This is a genomic window from Euzebyales bacterium (genome assembly GCA_035461305.1).
GTDB lineage: Bacteria > Actinomycetota > Nitriliruptoria > Euzebyales > JAHELV01 > JAHELV01.
This window is the reverse complement of sequence record DATHVN010000237.1, coordinates 18,776-35,658: the sequence shown is the minus strand read 5'-3', so window position 1 is coordinate 35,658 and position 16,883 is coordinate 18,776. Positions and strand designations below refer to the sequence as shown.

15 protein-coding genes are annotated in these 16,883 nt (G+C 72.1%); 6 read left to right on the top strand and 9 right to left on the bottom strand.

The features are described from left to right. Together VK923_21225 and VK923_21220 are read left to right on the top strand one after the other, a co-directional pair. Positions 1–1,583, top strand: a 1,583-nt coding sequence (locus VK923_21225) for an ABC transporter permease subunit (protein ID HSJ47203.1), incomplete at its 5' end; no start/stop codon positions are given. 80 nt (positions 1,584–1,663) lie between these two features. Next, a complete protein-coding gene (locus VK923_21220; GenBank protein HSJ47202.1) occupies positions 1,664–2,668 on the top strand; it encodes an ABC transporter substrate-binding protein in 1,005 nt (334 codons plus the stop codon). A gap of 42 nt (positions 2,669–2,710) precedes the next feature. On the opposite strand, the gene VK923_21215 is transcribed toward VK923_21220, so the two are convergent. From VK923_21215 to VK923_21205, 3 genes are all read right to left on the bottom strand, one after another. Then, the gene (locus VK923_21215) at positions 2,711–3,178 is read right to left on the bottom strand and encodes a DUF4126 family protein (GenBank protein HSJ47201.1); all 468 of its coding nucleotides are present in this window, start codon (positions 3,176–3,178) and stop codon (positions 2,711–2,713) included. 101 nt (positions 3,179–3,279) lie between these two features. Then, entirely contained in the window at positions 3,280–4,749 is a 1,470-nt protein-coding gene (locus VK923_21210) for a hypothetical protein (GenBank protein ID HSJ47200.1), read from the bottom strand. Between the two features lie 97 nt (positions 4,750–4,846). After that, positions 4,847–5,575, bottom strand: coding sequence for a response regulator transcription factor (locus VK923_21205; protein ID HSJ47199.1), 729 nt, complete (start codon positions 5,573–5,575; stop codon positions 4,847–4,849). Positions 5,576–6,003: 428 nt separating this feature from the next. On the opposite strand from VK923_21205, the gene VK923_21200 reads away from it, so the two are divergent. Beyond that, on the top strand, positions 6,004–6,399 hold the full coding sequence (locus VK923_21200) for a CBS domain-containing protein (GenBank protein HSJ47198.1): 396 nt from the start codon (positions 6,004–6,006) through the stop codon (positions 6,397–6,399). Between the two features lie 48 nt (positions 6,400–6,447). Here the strand turns inward: VK923_21200 and VK923_21195 are convergent, their stop codons facing one another. Genes VK923_21195 through VK923_21170 form a run of 6 tightly spaced genes read right to left on the bottom strand, consistent with a single transcriptional unit; the run spans position 6,448 to position 13,816 of the window. Continuing rightward, on the bottom strand, positions 6,448–7,269 hold the full coding sequence (locus tag VK923_21195) for a GntR family transcriptional regulator (GenBank protein HSJ47197.1): 822 nt from the start codon (positions 7,267–7,269) through the stop codon (positions 6,448–6,450). A 7-nt stretch (positions 7,270–7,276) separates the two neighbouring features. Beyond that, on the bottom strand, positions 7,277–7,558 hold the full coding sequence (locus VK923_21190) for a hypothetical protein (protein ID HSJ47196.1): 282 nt from the start codon (positions 7,556–7,558) through the stop codon (positions 7,277–7,279). Continuing rightward, complete coding sequence (locus tag VK923_21185; GenBank protein ID HSJ47195.1) at positions 7,558–8,373, bottom strand: sulfite exporter TauE/SafE family protein; 816 nt, start codon at positions 8,371–8,373, stop codon at positions 7,558–7,560. The genes VK923_21190 and VK923_21185 overlap by 1 nt, the downstream gene beginning before the upstream one ends. Beyond that, the gene (locus tag VK923_21180) at positions 8,370–9,230 is read right to left on the bottom strand and encodes a molecular chaperone TorD family protein (GenBank protein ID HSJ47194.1); all 861 of its coding nucleotides are present in this window, start codon (positions 9,228–9,230) and stop codon (positions 8,370–8,372) included. The genes VK923_21185 and VK923_21180 overlap by 4 nt, the downstream gene beginning before the upstream one ends. Further along, positions 9,230–12,175, bottom strand: a complete 2,946-nt coding sequence (locus VK923_21175) for a molybdopterin-dependent oxidoreductase (GenBank protein ID HSJ47193.1) — start codon at positions 12,173–12,175, stop codon at positions 9,230–9,232. Before VK923_21175 ends, VK923_21180 begins: the two co-directional genes overlap by 1 nt. 39 nt (positions 12,176–12,214) lie before the next feature. Then, a complete protein-coding gene (locus tag VK923_21170) occupies positions 12,215–13,816 on the bottom strand; it encodes a 4Fe-4S dicluster domain-containing protein (protein HSJ47192.1) in 1,602 nt (533 codons plus the stop codon). A 164-nt stretch (positions 13,817–13,980) separates the two neighbouring features. On the opposite strand from VK923_21170, the gene VK923_21165 reads away from it, so the two are divergent. Genes VK923_21165 through VK923_21155 form a run of 3 tightly spaced genes read left to right on the top strand, consistent with a single transcriptional unit; the run spans position 13,981 to position 16,878 of the window. Continuing rightward, positions 13,981–14,160, top strand: coding sequence for a SulP family inorganic anion transporter (locus VK923_21165; protein HSJ47191.1), 180 nt, complete (start codon positions 13,981–13,983; stop codon positions 14,158–14,160). Then, entirely contained in the window at positions 14,139–15,506 is a 1,368-nt protein-coding gene (locus VK923_21160) for a SulP family inorganic anion transporter (protein ID HSJ47190.1), read from the top strand. The genes VK923_21165 and VK923_21160 overlap by 22 nt, the downstream gene beginning before the upstream one ends. Beyond that, positions 15,499–16,878: an MBL fold metallo-hydrolase gene (locus VK923_21155; protein HSJ47189.1), complete on the top strand. Its 1,380-nt coding sequence runs from the start codon at positions 15,499–15,501 to the stop codon at positions 16,876–16,878. The genes VK923_21160 and VK923_21155 overlap by 8 nt, the downstream gene beginning before the upstream one ends. Positions 16,879–16,883: the final 5 nt, after the last annotated feature.

Genomic DNA, 16,883 nt, shown 5'->3' with positions numbered 1-16,883 from the left:
TGCTGGCCTGCCTGGGGTTCCTGTGCTTCGGGCTGCAGGGCCTGTGGACGGAGAGCATGGACACGCTGGCGCTGACGATCGCGGCCGTCACCATCGCGCTGGCGTTCGGGATCCCGCTCGGTGTGTGGGCCGGGCTGTCCGACCGCGTCGAGCGGACGATCACGCCGGTGCTGGACTTCATGCAGACGATGCCGACGTTCGTCTACCTGGCGCCGTTGACGCTGTTCTTCCTGATCGGTCCTGCGTCGGCGACGATCGCGACGCTGATCTACGCGGCACCGCCGGTCATCCGCATCACCGCCCACGGGATCCGCTCGGTGTCGCCGACGACGGTCGAGGCGGCGACGTCGATGGGGGCCACCCGGCGCCAGACGCTGACGAAGGTGCTGCTGCCGATGTCGCGGCGTACGATCGTGCTGGGCGTGAACCAGACGATCATGGCGGCGCTGTCGATGGTGACGATCGCCGCGCTCATCGACGCCCCGGGCCTGGGCAAGACGGTCCTCAACGCCCTGGAGTCGCTGGACGTCGGCACGGCGTTCAACGCGGGGCTCGCGCTCGTCGTCATGGCGATCGTGCTGGACCGGATCACCACGGCGGCCAGCGCGGGCGTCGATCCCACCCGGCCCGCGGGCAGGGCGGCGACGGCGGCGCGGCTGCGCCGCCCGCTGCTGGTCGTCACCGGCGTCGCGACGCTGGTCTGCGTGTGGTTCTCCTACACCTACCTGTGGGCTGCGGAGTTCCCCGACACCGTGTTGATCGGGCCCGCTATCGCCGGCGGCGCCGACGCGGTGACCCTCTGGGCGCAGACGAGCTTCGCGGGCGTCACCAACACGATCCGCGACGTCGCCACGGTCTGGCTGCTCAACCCCTTCGAGTCCCTGCTGACCGACAGCCCGTGGTGGCTGGTCGCCAGCGCGCTCGTTGCCATCGCCGCGGTGCTCGGCGGAGCCCGCGCGGCGGCGACGACGGGGATCTGCCTCGCGCTGATCATCGCCACGGGGCTGTGGAGCGACACCATGACGACGCTGGCGTCGACGCTCGTCGCGACGACGCTGGTCATGACGTTCGGCGTGGTGGTGGGTGTGTGGATGGGCCGCGACGCCCGCGCCGACCGGGTCGTGCGTCCGTTCCTGGACGCCGGCCAGGTCATGCCGCCGTTCGTCTACCTCGTGCCGTTCCTCGCCCTGTTCTCCGCCAGCCGTTTCACGGCGATCGTTGCCGCGGTGGTCTACGCTGCGCCGGTCGCCGTCAAGATCGTCGCCGACGGCATCCGGGCCGTGTCTCCCACGACCGTCGAGGCGAGCGTCGCGGCCGGGTCGAACACGTGGCAGACGATCAGCAAGGTTCAGGTGCCGATGTCACGCCGTGCGCTGACGCTGGCGACCAACCAGGGCCTGATCTACGTGCTGTCGATGGTGGTCGTCGGCGGCCTCGTCGGCGCGGGCGCGCTGGGCTACGACGTCGTCGCGGGCTTCTCGCAGGGCGAGCTGTTCGGCAAGGGCCTGGCGGCGGGTGTCGCGATCGTGCTGCTGGGCGTGATGCTCGACCGCATCTCACAGGCGGCCGCACGCAGGCAGTGAGCAATCGGACACGCGGATCAGCCCCAACGGCGCGATCCGCCGGATGCCACCGGGTCGGTGGCGACGACAGGAGGTCGAACGTGGGACGGACCACTGTGTTGGAAAGGTGGCCGCGAGCGCGCGGCGGCGTGGTGGTGTCCTTCACGCTGCTCATGCTGCTCGCGGGCTGTGGCGGCGCGACGGTGCAGGAGGCGTCGGACGGCGGCGGCGAGGGTGGAGGCGAGGCCGCGGGCGCCGACTGCGGTGAGTTCAACCTCGCGGTCAACCCCTGGGTCGGCTACGAGGCCAACGCGGCCGTCGTCGCCCACGTGGCCGAGAACGACCTGGGCTGCGACGTGACCAAGAAGGACCTGAAGGAGGAGGTGGCGTGGCAGGGCTTCGGCACCGGCGAGGTCGACGCGATCGTGGAGAACTGGGGCCACGAGGACCTCAAGGAGAAATTCATCGAGAACCAGAACGTCGCCGTCGAGGCGGGCCCGACCGGCAACATCGGCATCATCGGCTGGTATGTGCCGCCGTGGCTCGCCGAGGAGCATCCCGACATCACGGACTGGAAGAACCTGAACAAGTACGCCGACGAGTTCCAGACCTCTGAGTCCGGGGGCAAGGGGCAGTTCCTCACGGGTGATCCGTCGTTCGTCACCCACGACGAGGCGCTCGTCGAGAACCTGGACCTCAACTACCAGGTGGTCCACGCCGGCAGCGAGCCCGGCCTGATCCAGGCGTTCCGCCAGGCGGAGGCCAACAAGGACTGGTTCATCGGCTACTTCTACGAGCCGCAGTGGTTCCTGTCGGAGGTCCCGCTTGTCAGGGTCGATCTGCCGCCGTATGAGGAGGGCTGCGATGCGGACCCCGAGAAGGTCGCGTGCGACTACCCCGAGTACGAGCTCGACAAGATCGTGAGCAAGGAGTTCGCCGAGTCGGGCAGTCCCGCCTACGACCTGGTCAAGAACTTCTCGTGGACCAACGACGACCAGAACCTCGTGGCGAAGTACATCGCCGAGGACAAGATGTCGCCCGAGGACGCCGCCGCGAAGTGGGTCGAGGAGAACCGGGACAAGGTCGAGGAGTGGATCGGGAGCTGAGCCGCGACGGGTCGCGCGGGGTGCACCCCGCGCGACCCGGCCCTAGCGGGCCCGGACGCGGGTGGCAGCCAGCGCCAGCGTGATCGCCGCGGCGTCCTCGGCGATCGCCCAGACGACGTCGGGAACCTCGGTGCGCTCGGCGGCGAGGGCGCGGTACCGCGCGCCGGCGTAGCTCCCCGCGGCCGCGCCGGCGATCCCGAGCACTCCGCCCAGGATGCGGGACCGCCCGAACGCCGACGCGACGCCGGCACCCGCCGTGGCTCCGAGCGACAGGCGGCCGAGGAATGGACCCGGGTCGAGCCGGCTCGGCGTCTCCGGGCGCTTGTCGGCGAGCAGCTCACCGACGGCCGCCAGCGCCAGCGCCGGGACGGCCCCGCGCCGGCGCAGGATGCGTGCCGGACCCGCGACGCGCTGTGGCAGCTGGTGCTGCGACTGGCGCCATGCCAGCACCACTGCCGGCAGCTGGGACCGCAGCCCCGTGACCACCCCGAGCATCACCGAACGCCACATCCGTCTGGTCCTTCATCACGCCGGCCGTCGCCCGCACCCCGCCCAGCGTGCCCCGCAGCCGGCATAGCGACACCGCACCGCGGCGAGCGGATGCCGCCGGGTCACCCGCGCCGTAACAACGCGGGTGCACCCCGGACGATCACCAGCGGGAAGGCCGTGCGCGTCTCCCACGCGACCCGCCACAGGCCGCCGTGGGCCGCGGCGGCGGTCAGCACGTGCTCGTCGGTCGGTGGTGTCGGCGCGTGTCCAGCCGCATGCGTCCGCAGGCCGTGGACGACCAGCGCCGCCATGAGCGCGCGGCTGGTCTCCGGCGCGAAGACCTCGACGCCGAACAGCGACGCACCGCCGTAGGCGGCGGCGAGCACGCGGTTCTTGACGACCGACCGGGTCCGGGTCGGTGGTGCCACGTGGACGGCGGCGAAGCGACCGTCGGCGTGGGCGGTCAGGGCGCGCCAGCGCTGCAGGCGCTTGGCGAACGCGTAGTTGGGCCCCTGCTGGGGGACGAGGCTGTCGGCGATGCCCACCTCGTCACCAGCCGCGGTGCGCACGGTGGTGCGGTGGTTGGGTTGCAGCAGCCGGCCGCCGCTCGCGGCGCGCAGCACGGGCGCGAGCGTGCGCGCCGGGATGCTGTGCGCGCGGGCGCGCGTGGCCGTCGCCACGTGCGCCGGCACGGCGAACACGTCGGTCGGCGTGGCGAGGCACACCACACCGTGGTCGTCGCGGTGCTCGAGCAGGTTCGCGATCACCGCGTCCGCGGCGACCGACAGCCTGGCGAACGTGGCGCCTTCGGCGTAGCCGTAGTTGCCGATGACCAGGGGGTGGTCGAGCGACGCGAGCCAGGCACGGACGGCCGGCGCGGCAACGATCAGGTCGGCGCCCGGCGGCCTGCCGTCGTCCGCCACCGGCGCGTGCAGGCGGCCCGTGCCGGCGACCGCTGCCCGTTCGAGCCGGTACCAGACGTCGCCGCTCGGCAGGTCAACGGCCGCGACGTCGGCGCCCCAACGCAGCAGCTGGGCGGTCGGGGCCATCTCGGCGCCGGCTCCCAGCACAGCGAACCACGTGCCGCGCAGGTCGAGCCACCCGGGACGCTCGACCAGGTCCCCGATCGCCGCACGCAGCGGTGGCTCGACGACGCCACGGGCGACCCACCCGTCGATCGTCGCGAGCAGGGCGTCGCCTCGCAACTTCCGGCCGTCGACGGGGATGACGAGCTCGTCGTCAGCCGTGCCGGCCCCCGCCGCGGTGTGCGTCGGCGGGATCGCGCCGGCGTGCGTCGCGACGGCGGTCGGCACCGGCATGGTCGTCGCCCCGTCGGTGTGCTCGAACGTCGTGTGCACGCGGTCCAGTCCGGACCGTGCGACCGACAGCCCGGCGGCCGGCGAGGCCGCGGCGGCCTCGGTCAGCAGCCGCAGGTGACGAGGGTAGGCGCTGCGCCACGACCGCTCGGCGCGGATCTCGGCGGCGAGGCCGGGGTCGACCGCGGCCGCCGCGGCCGCGAACACGTCGCGACCGGTGCGCTGGGTGCTGCGGCGCCCGTCGACCATCGGGAACCGGACACCGTGGTCGGGCATGGCCGCCTCCTCGTCGCACTGGTGCCCGCTGCACCGCGGGTGCGACAAGGGTGCCACACCGCCGCGTCCGGCGGATCGCCGGCGGATGCGGTCGTGCTCAGTCGGCGGAGGGGTCGAAGTAGTACCCGGAGCCCCACACCGTGCGGATCATCTCCGGGCGCGTGGCGTCCTGCTCCAGCTTGCGGCGGAGCCGGCGGATGTGGACCGACACGGTCGACGTGTCACCGATCTCGTAGCCCCACACGTTCCGCAGGAGGTCGCGGCGCGTGAAGGCCACGCGGGGGTTGCGCATGAGGAAGGCCAGCAGCGAGAACTCGACCGCGGTCAGCTGGACCCACTCGCCACGCAGGTGGACCTGGTGGGTCCCGCCGTCGGCCCTGACCGGACCACACGTCAGCTCATCGAGTTGCTCGGGGTCGGTGAGATCGGACCGCCGCGCGACCGCCTGGACCCGCAGCGCGAGCTCCTCGTAGGACAACGGGCTCGGCACCACGTCGTCGACGCCCGCAGCCAGCAGCTCGATTCGATCCCGTGCGCCGGCTGTCGCGCTGTAGCAGAGCAGCGGTCCACTGAACACGGCCCGCAGCCGCCGCACGCACCGCAGGTCCTGGGCCTGGGAGCACCCGACGATCATGAGCTCCGGCTGGTGACCGTCGAGGCACGTCTCGACGGCGTCGCCGGTCGTGACCGCGTGCACGTCATGGCCGTGCCGGCGCAGCGCGTGTGCGACCTTCGCCGCGACCTCCCTGTCACGGTCCCACACCAGGGCATGCCTGAGCTGCACGACAAACGGCCGGTACTCGAGCTCGGAGACGGCTGCGGTCATCGAAGAGGTCCCGCGACCTCGTCGGACGGACAGGGGTTCGTCACCCGTACGCGAGGGGATCGGCCGAAGGTGGAGGACCGCTTCGCCGCTGGCCGGATGGTGACGGCCCCGCGCTGTCGCCCCGGGGCGATGGTGCTGTCGTCTCGAGGTCTGATCATACATCTTGCCCCTCCCTCAGATCCTGTGGTCACCAGCGTCAACGCAACTCGTGTGAAAGTCATACGCACAATTGACCAAGTTCGTTCAACGCGCCTGCCGGCGCGCGGCACGCCCGGGACCATCGGCTCGCCGCGCGGGGCCGATCGTCGCGGCGGGCCGCACGGACCGGACGCAGGCTTCAGGGAGAGGTCGCCACCAGGTCATCGAGCCCTCGCGGCGCGATGCGATGTGGCCGGACGAAAGGTCGAGAGGTGCAGGTTCGTGAGTGGATGAGCCCCGATCCGATCACCGTCGCGCCGCAGACACCGGTGAGCGAGGCCCGTCAGCTGCTGGCTGAGCACGGCTTCCGCCACTTGCCGGTGGTGGACGGCGGGACGCTCGTCGGCATCGTCAGCGACCGTGACGTCGCGATCAACCCCCGCGCGCTCCGTGCCGCCGTGCGGAGCCACACCGTCGGTGACCTGATCGACGACGACCGGCCCGTCGAGGCGGTGATGTCGCGCGACCCGCACGTGATCGAGGAAGGGTCGACGATCGAGGCCGCGGCGCGGCTCCTCGTGTCCCGCCAGATCAACGCCCTGCCGGTCGTGGACGACGGCCGCAGGCTCGTCGGCATCATCACGTCCGTCGACTGCCTGCTCGCCACCCTCCAGCCGATCAGCTGACGGATCGACGGACGCCCGGTGCGGCGCGCTGTGGGTGAGCACGCCGCCTCAGGCCATGGTGCCTGGGCTGTCGCCGTCCTCGGCGGGCGGTGCGGACAGCCCGCCGCCGCCGTCGCCGTCCGGTGAGAACCGCGAGGTCACCGCGCCGTAGCTCGGCCAGCGCATGACGAGTGCGAACAGCGACGCCCGGACCAGGGTGACGCGGCACTCGACGACCCGCCCGTCGGCCTCGCCGGTCCGGTCGATGCGCAACAGCGCCTCGTCCTCCTCGAGTTCGAGCACGTCGCGCAGTTGCGCGTCGGGGATGCGCGCGCTGATGGTCTCCTCGCCGCCGGTGATCCGCACGCCGGCGCGCCGTTCTATCTCGTCGTACAGGGCCGTGTGGGTCATGTCGGCGCCCAGGACGGACAGGCCGACCTCGGGGTGCAGCCAGGCGGTGTCGAGCGCCAGCGGCTGGTCGCCTGCACGCCGGACGCGTTCGAGGTGGACGATGGCGGTGTCGGCGGGCAGGCCGAACCTGGCCGCGGCGACGGGGTCCGGGCAGGCTTCGAAGGACAGGACCGTGCTCCGCTGGGTGACCCCTCGCGCCTCGATCTCGCGGAACAGGCTGTAGAGGGTGCCCAGCGGTTGGACGAACGCGGTGTGGCGGACGATGCTGCCGCGTCCGCGCTCGCGTTCGATCACACCCAGGGCGTGGAGGCGGCGGACGGCTTCGCGCACGGTGTGCCGGCTGACGCCGTACGTCTCGACCAGCTCGCGGTCCGTCGGGAACCGGTCGCGGATCTCACCGGACGCCAGCCTGCGCTTGATGTCGTTGAGCACCTGCTCCCACAGCGGTTCGGCGCCGGCCATCAGCGGGGTCCTCTCCATGCGTCGGTCATCTGAGCATCACCGCCGCGACCGCTCCCGAGGCGACCGCGCTGAGCAGCGCCCAACCGGCCCAGGCGAAGCGACGGTCGAACCCCATCCAGCGCGTGGCCAGCCAGCCGACCCGTGCGATCGGCGTGATGATCAGCACTCCCACCATCGCCCATCCCGCGAGGCGTGACACGGGGCCGGGGGCCAGCCATGCCACGGCCCCGAGCGCGAGCACGACCGGGACCTCGCGGTTCAGGACCGCGCTCAGCCGGCGTCGTGCGGGGTTGCGTGACCGGGACATCAGTCGCGGACCAGTAGGACGACACCGACGAGTACGAGGATCGCGCCGAGGAAGCGGCGGACGAGCAGCGGCGGCAGGTGGGCCTGCATCATCGCGCCCGCGCGCCCGCCGGCGAGCCCACCGACCACGACCGTGCCAGCCGCGGCCGGGTCGATCCGGCCCTGGACGGCGTACACCAGCAGCGCCGACGCCGCGGTGACCCCGACCATGAACACCGTCGTCGACGCGGCGACCTTGATCGGCACGCGCATGAGCTCGGTCATCACGGGGGTCTTGATGAAGCCCCCACTCGTGCCGGTCATGCCCGCGATCAGACCCGCGGCACCCATCACCGAGACACCGGCGGGCACATTGCGGGCCCGGTACTCGATCACACCCCGGTCTTCCTGGTAGGCGCCGGCCAGGCGGCCACGGCGCTCGCCTGGCATCGCGCCCGTGTCGCGTGTCTCGCGATGACGTGACCCGCCGCGGGCAGCGCTCGCGATGCCAGCCCCGATGGCGGCGACGGCCAGCACCCACTGAAGGACGGTGGCGCTCACCACGGCCGACAGCAACGCGCCGGCCGCGGCGCCGGCGCTGGCCGAGACCTCCAACGTCACGCCCAGCCGATGGTTGACGGTGTCCTCGTCGAGCTGCGTCGAGGAGGCCGACAGTGAGCTGGCGGCGACCGTCAGCAGGCCGAGGGGCGCGGCCGTGGCCGGCGCCATCCCGGCGACCACGAGCGCGGGGACCAGGAGGACCGCGCCGCCGAGCCCACCGAGCGCGCCGATGCCGGCCGCGATGAACGACAGGGCGGCGAGGACCAGGCTGCTCATCCACCGACCTCCGCCGGGTGGACGCCGTCGACCTCCAGTGCCAGCTCGTGCAGCAGCCCCAGGGTCGCGTCGGCGCGCGTGGACCACCACGTCGCCGTCGTGGGTGCCACCTCGGTCCACGGCGCCCACGCGTCGCCGGTCGTGCGCGTGTGCCCGGCCAGCCAGCGCAACGTCGCGGCGGCGTCCTGGGCCAACAGCGCGTCGAGCACGAACCGCCGCTCACCGACACGCAGGCCCAGCCGCAGCTCGCGGGACGCCCGCAACAGGTCCCGGCCGGTCAGGATCACGCCCGCCCGCACAGGGCTCAGCAGGCCGTCGACGAACGCGTCGTGACCGGCGGCGCGCGGATCGGGCAGCGCAGGTGCGTCACGCAGGTGCAGGGGCGGGTCCACCGCATCGGCGACGCCTCCGGCGTCAGCCAGCAGCACGTCGGCCAGCACCTGCGCCCACTGCGGGTAGGGCGCCGGTGCGAGGGCACGCACGCGGGCGAGGTACAGCGGGAGCCACGGGACCAGGTGCTCGTGCAGCAGTGCGGCGGCGGCGTGGCCGGCCGGACCGTCGGCCGGCACGTCCCGCAGCTGCCCGTAGGCAGTCACGAGCAGGGTCAGGTGGTCGGGTTCGGTGTCCGGCACCGCCCCCAGCGCCCGGAAGAAGCCCGCGACGCGGTCACGCGCGGCGCCGCCCAGCTTGCCCTCGGCGCCCAGATACACGCTGGCGTACGGGTACAGGTTGAACATGAAGCAGTCGGTGAACGCCGCAGCGTCGGGTGCGCGCGGCAGGTGGAGCAGCGCGGCGAGCGGTTCGTGCGCCGGCCCTGGCTCCTCGGCGAGCGCGCCGAGCGCGCGCAGCAGCTCCATCACTGGGCGGCGTCCGGCGCTCGTGCCCGGTCGGGCGGCAGCGCCCACGCCGCACGCTGAGGCCGGAGCGGCCGCTGGAGCCAGTGCGGGCGCCGCTCCCCGGTGGGCGAGACGATGGCGGCCGACCGCGTCTTCGCGAGCCACTCGCGGTAGATCTCGCGCATCCGATCGGTGTCGGCCACGACGTCGCCGTAGGCGTCGGACGGGCCGGCAGGACGGATCCGCACCGCCTGGTGCCAGCAGTGCTGTCCCGAGACCGGATCAGGATGCACCGGGAACGTCATGTTCTGGTGCACCCCGATGTCGGACCACCAGATGCGACGCAGGTCCGGGTCGTCGCCGGTCGGCCGGTGCGGCGACCTGTCAGCCATCCGCCAGCGGCTGCCCTGGTTGTCCAGCGTCACGTCGGACGTCTGCATGCGCTGGCGCGGTCGGTCGTGACCCTCGGTCTCGCCCCGCGGCTTCCACCTGCCCATGTGGTGGCTGCAGGCGACGACGCCCGGACGAATGCCCTCGGTCACCCATGCCTTGACGACGTAGTGTCCGGCGCGTGTCTCGACGCGGACGAGATCGCCGGTGACGATGTCGAGCCGGCGGGCGTGGCTGGGATGGATCCACAGCGGGTTCGTGTGAGCCAGCTCGTTGAGCCACTTGGCGTTCGCACTGCGGGTGTGGATCTGGACGGGCAGCCGGAACGTCGAGATCAGCGGCACCTCGTCGTCCGCCAGTCGCTCCGGGTGCACGTGGCTGCGGATGTAGGTCGGCAGCGCGTACTCGCGCCAGCCCCAGGCCGCGAGCGTCGACGACCAGAACTCCAGACGGCCTGACGGGGTCGGGAACCCGCGTCGCACCACCCCGTTCACCATGACACCCGCGGCGCGGCGGCCCTCGGCGTCGGGGTCGGGACTCGCGCCCGTCGCGTAGCTCATGTCCGGCGTCGGCGCCCGGCTGTAGACCCGACCGAGCTCACTGACGCGGACGTCGTCCAGCTCGGCGTCGGGCACCCGCTCCTCGTGGATCTGCCCGACGCCCCGGCTGACCTCGAAGCCCCCGTAGCGGCGCATGTAGGCCAGCGGCGTGAGCCCCTGCGCGGCGGCGGCCTCAGGCAGGCCCGGCACGCCATGGTTGAACACCCAGCCGTAGTAGTCGTCGACCGTCATCTTCTGGCCGGGTCGGTCGGGTGCCTCGTAGTGGCGGCGGACGCCCAGTGACCCGTCGGGATCGATTCGCCACGTCAGCTCGATCCAGAACTCGTTCTCCTCCCACACCTCGCCCGGGTTGGTCTGGCGGGTGTCGGTCACCGCCTCGCCCAGCCGTTCGCGTGCGACACGCAGCACGGGCTGGCGGAACCCGATCCACTGCCCGTCGTACTGCTCGCCGCTGACGAGGTCGTGGCGCTCGGAACTGTGCCCCATCGGCAGGACGTAGTCGGCGAAGTAGGCCGTCTCGTTCCACGTCGGCGTCAGCGCCACGTGACAGCCCACCTTCTCGTGGTCGGTCAGCGCCTCGATCCAGCTGAACCCGTCTGGGTTGGTCCATACCGGGTTGTAGACCCGCGTGAAGTACGTGTCGATGCGGCCGCGGCCCTCGGCCAGGAAGTGTGGCAGCAGGAACGACAGCTCGTACATGGCCAGCGGGTACTCCAGCGGCAGGTGGAGGTCGTTCCAGACCGCGGGACGGTCTGGGTTGACCGGCGTCTTCGGTGACACCTTGTTCCAGCCGTTCGGGTAGAACCCGCCGGGCACCGCGACGGCACCGAGCAGCGCGTTGAGCAGGAACAGCGTGCGGGCCACCTGCCACCCGCCTTCGTTGCCCGCGGCAGCCGACCGCCAGTTGTGGGTCGACAGCCGCCTGCCAGCGCCCGCCACGTCGGCGGCCACGGCTTCCAGGGTCGCGACGTCGACGCCGGACTCGGCCGCGGCGAACGCGAAGGTGTACTCGGCGTACAACGTCCCGAGCAGCTCGGTGAACACCTCGAACGCCGGGTCGCGGTCGGGGTGCTCGGCCCGCAGGTACTCCTCCCAGTTCCACCAGCGACGGACGAACTCCCGATCGTACGCGCCGGTCTGGATGAGGTGGTTCGCGATCGCGAGGCAGATCGCCGCCTCCGATCCCGGCCAGGGTGCCAGCCAGTGGGTGGCGTGGGTCGCCGTGTTGGACAGCCGGACGTCCATGACGATCAGCTTCGCGCCGTTGACCCGGCCCTCCATGATGCGCTGCGCGTGGGGGTTGAAGTAGTGCCCGGCCTCCAGGTGGCTGGAGATCAGCAGGATGACCTCGGCGTTGGCGTGGTCGGGGCTCGGCCGATCCTGTCCGCACCAGAACTGAAAGCCCGCACGCGCCCCCGAGGAGCAGACGTTGGTGTGGGAGTTGTGGCCGTCGACGCCCCAAGCCGCCAGGACCTCCTCGGTGAACCCGAGCTCGCCCGGGCGCCCAACGTGGTAGACGACCTCGTCGCGGCGTTCCTCGACGATGGCGGCACGGATGCGCGCGGCGATGCCGTCGAGCGCGTCGTCCCACGACACGCGCTCCCACCGTCCGCCACCGCGTTCCCCGACGCGGCGCAGCGGATGCAGGATGCGGTCGGGGTCGGTCACCTGGGTGATGGTGGCGGGTCCCTTCGCGCAGTTGCGGCCGCGTGATCCGGGCGCCTCGGGGTTGCCCTCGAACCTGCGGATCTGCAGCGCCTCGCGGTCGACGTAGGCGAGCAGGCCGCACGCCGCCTCGCAGTTGAAGCAGGTCGTCGGCACCAGCATGAAGCGCCGCTCGTCCTTACGTGGCCATGTCCTCGCGTCGTACTCGACCCAGTCGTCCCACCGTTCCTTCGGTGGGAACATGGCCAGGTGCACCCTGCTGGGTCCGGGGTAGAAGGTCTCACCGCGTGCCTCGGTCGCGGCCCGCGCTGCCGACACGCGGGCGTTCAACCCGTCGAGGTCACGTTCCATCGTGGGCTCCGTGTGGCTGTGGGGTCGTGGGCGGTCGGTTCACGCGAGCGGCACCGACTGCCCGGCCTGGACGTGCACGTGCTCGTGGGCGAGCAGGCCGGCCAGTGCCAGCGGGGCGACGCCGATCCCGAGCCACGGCGCGGCGGCCCCGAGCGCGACCAGCACGAGGCCGGCCCGGAACAGCCGAGCGTGGCGTCCGGCGGTCATGGCGTGGGCCGCCAGCCGTGCGTGGTGGGTCGGATGGGTCAGCGTGATCTCGCCCGCGACGAGCAGCAGATGCACGACTGCGCCACCGGCCAGCGCAAGCGCGACGGTTGGGGCCGAATCGGGCGCGAGCCACGCGGTGAGCGGCAGCAGCACCGCGGCGCCGGCGAGCACAGCCTGCACCGCGAAGTGCGGTGGCAGCAGCGGGCTTTGCCACAGGTCACGCGCCCGGGCCTGGGCGAAGAGGAACGCCGTGTACACGGCGGTGAGCAGCGCCGCCGGGACGCCCAGCGCCGTGAGGTCGGTCTGCGCGTCCGTGGCTCCGACCGCGGCGAGCGCGAGGTGGACGGCGAGCACGGCGCCGAACGAGGTGATGATCACGCCACCACGGACCAGCCAGCTGCGCCACTGGGGGCGGGTGAAGACGTAGTGGAAGCGCGCCGGGTGCTCGAGGTCCCAGATGAGGATCGCCCCGGTGAGCGCCAGGAAGGTCACGGCGAGCAGGGGAACGACCCAGCGCCACAGCGCCCCGTCGCCGTCGAGCCGTCCCAGCAGCACGAGCGTGGCGGCGACCAGGTACACGCCCGCGGCGATCGACTTGGTCCACGTGTACAGGCCGACGCGCCAGTCCCACGGCACGGCGTGGCCGACGTCGTAGCTGAGCAGCGCCGCGGCCGACGACGTGGTGGGCGCGCCCGTGCCGTCGCGCTGGTCGACGGGGTCGATCGGCACGCCGGCGTTGATGCGGTGCGGGTCGGTCTGCGGGTGCTGCTGGGCCCACGCGAAGATGTCGACGTCGGGGCGGTGGGCGGCGAGCGGGTCCAGCGTCGCCTGACTCGCGCCCTTGTAGTGGACCCCGGGTCGGGTGCCCTTCTCGGGCCGCCGCACGGCCGTCGGGCTGCGCCCGATCGCCTGGGCGACCGCCGACATCGGATCGTTGACGTCGCCGACCAGGATGGCCCCGACAGGGCACACGACGACGCACGCCGGCTCGAGGCCCATGTCGATCCGGTGCGCACAGAGGTTGCACTTCTCGGCTGCGTGGTCGTCGGGGTTGATGAAGATCGCGTCGTACGGGCACGCCGCCATGCAGGCCCTGCAGCCGATGCAGGCCTGCTTGTCGACGTCGACGATGCCGTCGGCGCGTTGGAACATCGCGGACGTGGGACAGGCGGTCACGCACGGTGCGTCTGCGCACTGGTTGCACCTGGTCACCTGGAACCTGCGGCGAACGTGCGGGAACTCGCCCACGTCGACCGCCTTGACGTAGGTGCGCGTGACGCCGACCGGGACCTCGTGCTCAGACTTGCACGCCGTCGTGCAGGCGTGGCATCCGATGCACGTCGTCTGGTCGAGCACCTTGACCAGACGGGGGCTGCGCGCCTCGCCGTCGACCAGCGGCAGCGCCCGGATCGGACCCTCCGGCACCACGCTCATGCACCGCTCCGAGCGGCCGCCCGTTGGGTGGCCGAGACATCCGTACGAAATGTGCGTACTATATGAGCACGGCCGCTACAGGGTGTCAACCGCCATGGTGGCCGGCGATCTCACCCCATCCGGCCGCGTGAGGGCATGTGCCGCTGATCGACTGGCTTCGCCGCTTGGACCGCGTCAGTCTGCGGGACGACGTGGTCGCCGGGCTCACCGTCGCGGCCATGCTGATCCCCAGGCCCATGGCGTACGCGGCGCTCGCCGGCATGTCGGCGGTCACGGCCACGGTGCCGCTCGTGGTCTACGCCGTGCTCGGCACGTCGGGCCGGTGGTCATCGTGTCGCTGCTGACCACATCGACGGTCGGGCCGCTCGCGGGTGGCGATCCGGCCTCGTACGCCGGCCTGGCAGCGCTGCTCGCCGAGACCATCATCGCACGGATCTCCGCCGTCGCCCGGCAGCTCCCCGAGGCGCACGGTCCCACCGTGCTCGGCGTCCTGGCGGTCGCCCTCCTCGGACTCGCCCGGTGGCGCCGCTCGCGCCCCCCGGTCGCCCTGCTGGTCGTGCTCGGTGCCGGCCTCGCGATCGTGGTGCTGGGTCTCGAGGCTGCGGGCATCGCCGTGCTCGTCACGGTGCCGGCGGGGCTGCCGATGCCGTCACTGCGAGGGATCGATCCCCCGGCCGCCACCGCGCTGCTGCCGGGCGCGGCCACGATCGCGCTGCTGGCCTACCTGGAGGGCATCAGCGTGGCCCGCGCTCTGGCCGTGCGGATGCACCAGCCGGTCGACGCCACGCAGAAGCTGTTCGCCAGCAGCGGTGCCAACCTGGCGGCCGGGCCGTTCCAGGCGTTCCCCGTCTCCGGTGGGTTCTCACGCACCGCCGTCAACTTCGATGCGCGTGCGCGGACGCCCCCGGCCGGCCTCGTGACCGCGGCGGTCGTCGCGTTGGCCGTGGCGGTGGCCGCGCCTGCGCTGGCGGTCCTGCCCACTGTGGTGCCGGCGGCCGTCGTCGTGGTCGCCGTCGTCGGTCTGTCGACGTGGTCGACGCGCGAAGCACCTGGCGGGTCGACCACTGGGACGGAGCCACGTGGCTGCTCACGGCGCTGGTCACGGTGGTCGTCGGCGTCGAGCAGGGCATCGTCGCCGGCATCGTCGTCAGCATCGCGTTGTTCCTCGTGCGCACCGGTCGGCCGCACATCGCTGAGCTCGGGCGGGTGCGGGGTGCGGACATCTACCGCAAACCGGGACCGTTACGACACCGTCGGCGACCCACGGGTCGCGATCGTGTGCGTCGACGGCCCGTTGTTCTACGCCAACAGCCGGCACGTCGAGACGTGGATCGAGGGCCTGCTGGCCGGCCGGCCCGATACGGACGCGATGATCGCTGACATGAGCGCCGTCGGCGCCATCGACGCGGCCGGCGTGCACGCCGTCGCCGCGCTCGACCGCGCGCTGGCCTCGCCCTCCGTGCAGCTCCGACCGGCCACGGTGCGCGGCCCGGTCCACGATGCTCTGCAGCGGGCCGGTGTGGCCGCGACGCTGGCGGGGCGGATCGATCCGGACGTGCCGACGGCGCTGCACGCGCTTGACCGGTCCGGCCCGCTCGTTGAACGGACGCTCGACGAGCCCACCATGCCCGACCGTTGCGGTGAGCAGCGCGGCCGCCGCCACGAACAGCAAGGAGCGCAGCGTGGTTGACATCATCACCATCGAGACGACGAGCCTCGGCGACCGCAGCTACCTGATCACCGACGGCGCGGTCGCCGCCGTCGTCGATCCGCAGCGCGACATCGATCGCGTGCTCGACCTGGCGGACGAGCGTGGCGTCCGCATCACCCACGTGTTCGAGACCCACATCCACAACGACTACGTCACGGGTGGCTACCAGCTGGCACGCGCGACCGGCGCCGCGTACCTCCTGAACGCCGACGACGAGGTCGACTTCGACCACGAGACGCTGATCGACGGCGACGTCGTGCAGATCGGCGACGACCTGTCGATCAGAGCGCTTCACACACCCGGCCACACCCCGACCCACCTGTCCTACGTCGCGCACGCCGACGGTCGCGACGTCGCGGTCTTCACTGGCGGCTCGATGCTGTACGGCACGGTCGGGCGGACCGACCTCATCTCGCGCGCCATGGCCGAGGAGCTCACCCGGCGCCAGCACCGATCGGTCCGCAGGATCGCCGACCTGCTGGCCGACGACGTCGCCGTGCTGCCGACCCACGGCTTCGGCAGCTTCTGCTCGTCGGTGGCCAGCGACGCCGACGGTGACGATGGCGACGAGATGTCCACCATCGGTGACGAGCGTCGCGCGAACATGGCCCTGACCACCCTGGACGAGGACAGGTTCGTCGAGCTCCTGCTCGGTGGGCTCGATGCCTATCCCCGCTACTACGTCCACATGGCGCCCCGAAACCGGCTGGGCCCCGAGCCGATCGATCTGTCGCCGCCTGTCGAGGCGGACGCGGTCGAGATCCAGGCGCGCATCCACGCCGGCGAGTGGGTCGTCGACCTGCGCGACCGCACGGTCTACGCGGTCGACTTCCTGCAGGGGACGATCAACGTCGAGCTCAGCGATTCGTTCGTGACGTATGTCGGCTGGCTGGTGCCGTGGAACGTGCCGATCACGCTGGTCGGTGACACGCCGGAGGAGATCGCCGCGGCACAGCGCCAGCTGGTGCGCATCGGGATCGACCGCCCCGCGGCGGCGGCGGCCGGTGGCGTCGACGCCTACGCCGACGGCGGCGAACGCGGCTCATACCGCATCGTCGACTTCTCCGCGCTGGCCGCGGTGCGCAGGGGCAGCGACATGCCGGCGATCCTCGACGTACGCCGCGACGACGAGTGGGCTGAGGGCCGCGTCGAGGGCGCGGTCCACGTGCCACTGCACCGACTGGAGCGTCGGATGGCCGACGTGCCGACCGGCGAGGTGTGGGTCCACTGCCGCACCGGCTACCGCGCCTCGATCGCCGCGTCGCTGCTGGCGCGTGCCGGCCGAACGCCTGTGCTGATCGACGACGAGTACGACCGCGCCGTCGAACTGGACCTCACCACGACCAGCTGAGCTGT

Excerpts from the sequence above, each read along its gene's own strand:
- VK923_21205 (HSJ47199.1), bottom strand. The coding sequence starts at position 5,575 with ATGACCGCAGCCGTCTCCGAGCTCGAGTACCGGCCGTTTGTCGTGCAG.
- VK923_21180 (HSJ47194.1), bottom strand. The coding sequence starts at position 9,230 with ATGGAGCTGCTGCGCGCGCTCGGCGCGCTCGCCGAGGAGCCAGGGCCG.
- VK923_21195 (HSJ47197.1), bottom strand. The coding sequence starts at position 7,269 with ATGGAGAGGACCCCGCTGATGGCCGGCGCCGAACCGCTGTGGGAGCAG.
- VK923_21200 (HSJ47198.1), top strand. The coding sequence starts at position 6,004 with ATGAGCCCCGATCCGATCACCGTCGCGCCGCAGACACCGGTGAGCGAG.
- VK923_21215 (HSJ47201.1), bottom strand. The coding sequence starts at position 3,178 with ATGTGGCGTTCGGTGATGCTCGGGGTGGTCACGGGGCTGCGGTCCCAG.
- VK923_21210 (HSJ47200.1), bottom strand. The coding sequence starts at position 4,749 with ATGCCCGACCACGGTGTCCGGTTCCCGATGGTCGACGGGCGCCGCAGC.
- VK923_21190 (HSJ47196.1), bottom strand. The coding sequence starts at position 7,558 with ATGTCCCGGTCACGCAACCCCGCACGACGCCGGCTGAGCGCGGTCCTG.
- VK923_21170 (HSJ47192.1), bottom strand. The coding sequence starts at position 13,816 with ATGAGCGTGGTGCCGGAGGGTCCGATCCGGGCGCTGCCGCTGGTCGAC.
- VK923_21175 (HSJ47193.1), bottom strand. The coding sequence starts at position 12,175 with ATGGAACGTGACCTCGACGGGTTGAACGCCCGCGTGTCGGCAGCGCGG.
- VK923_21185 (HSJ47195.1), bottom strand. The coding sequence starts at position 8,373 with ATGAGCAGCCTGGTCCTCGCCGCCCTGTCGTTCATCGCGGCCGGCATC.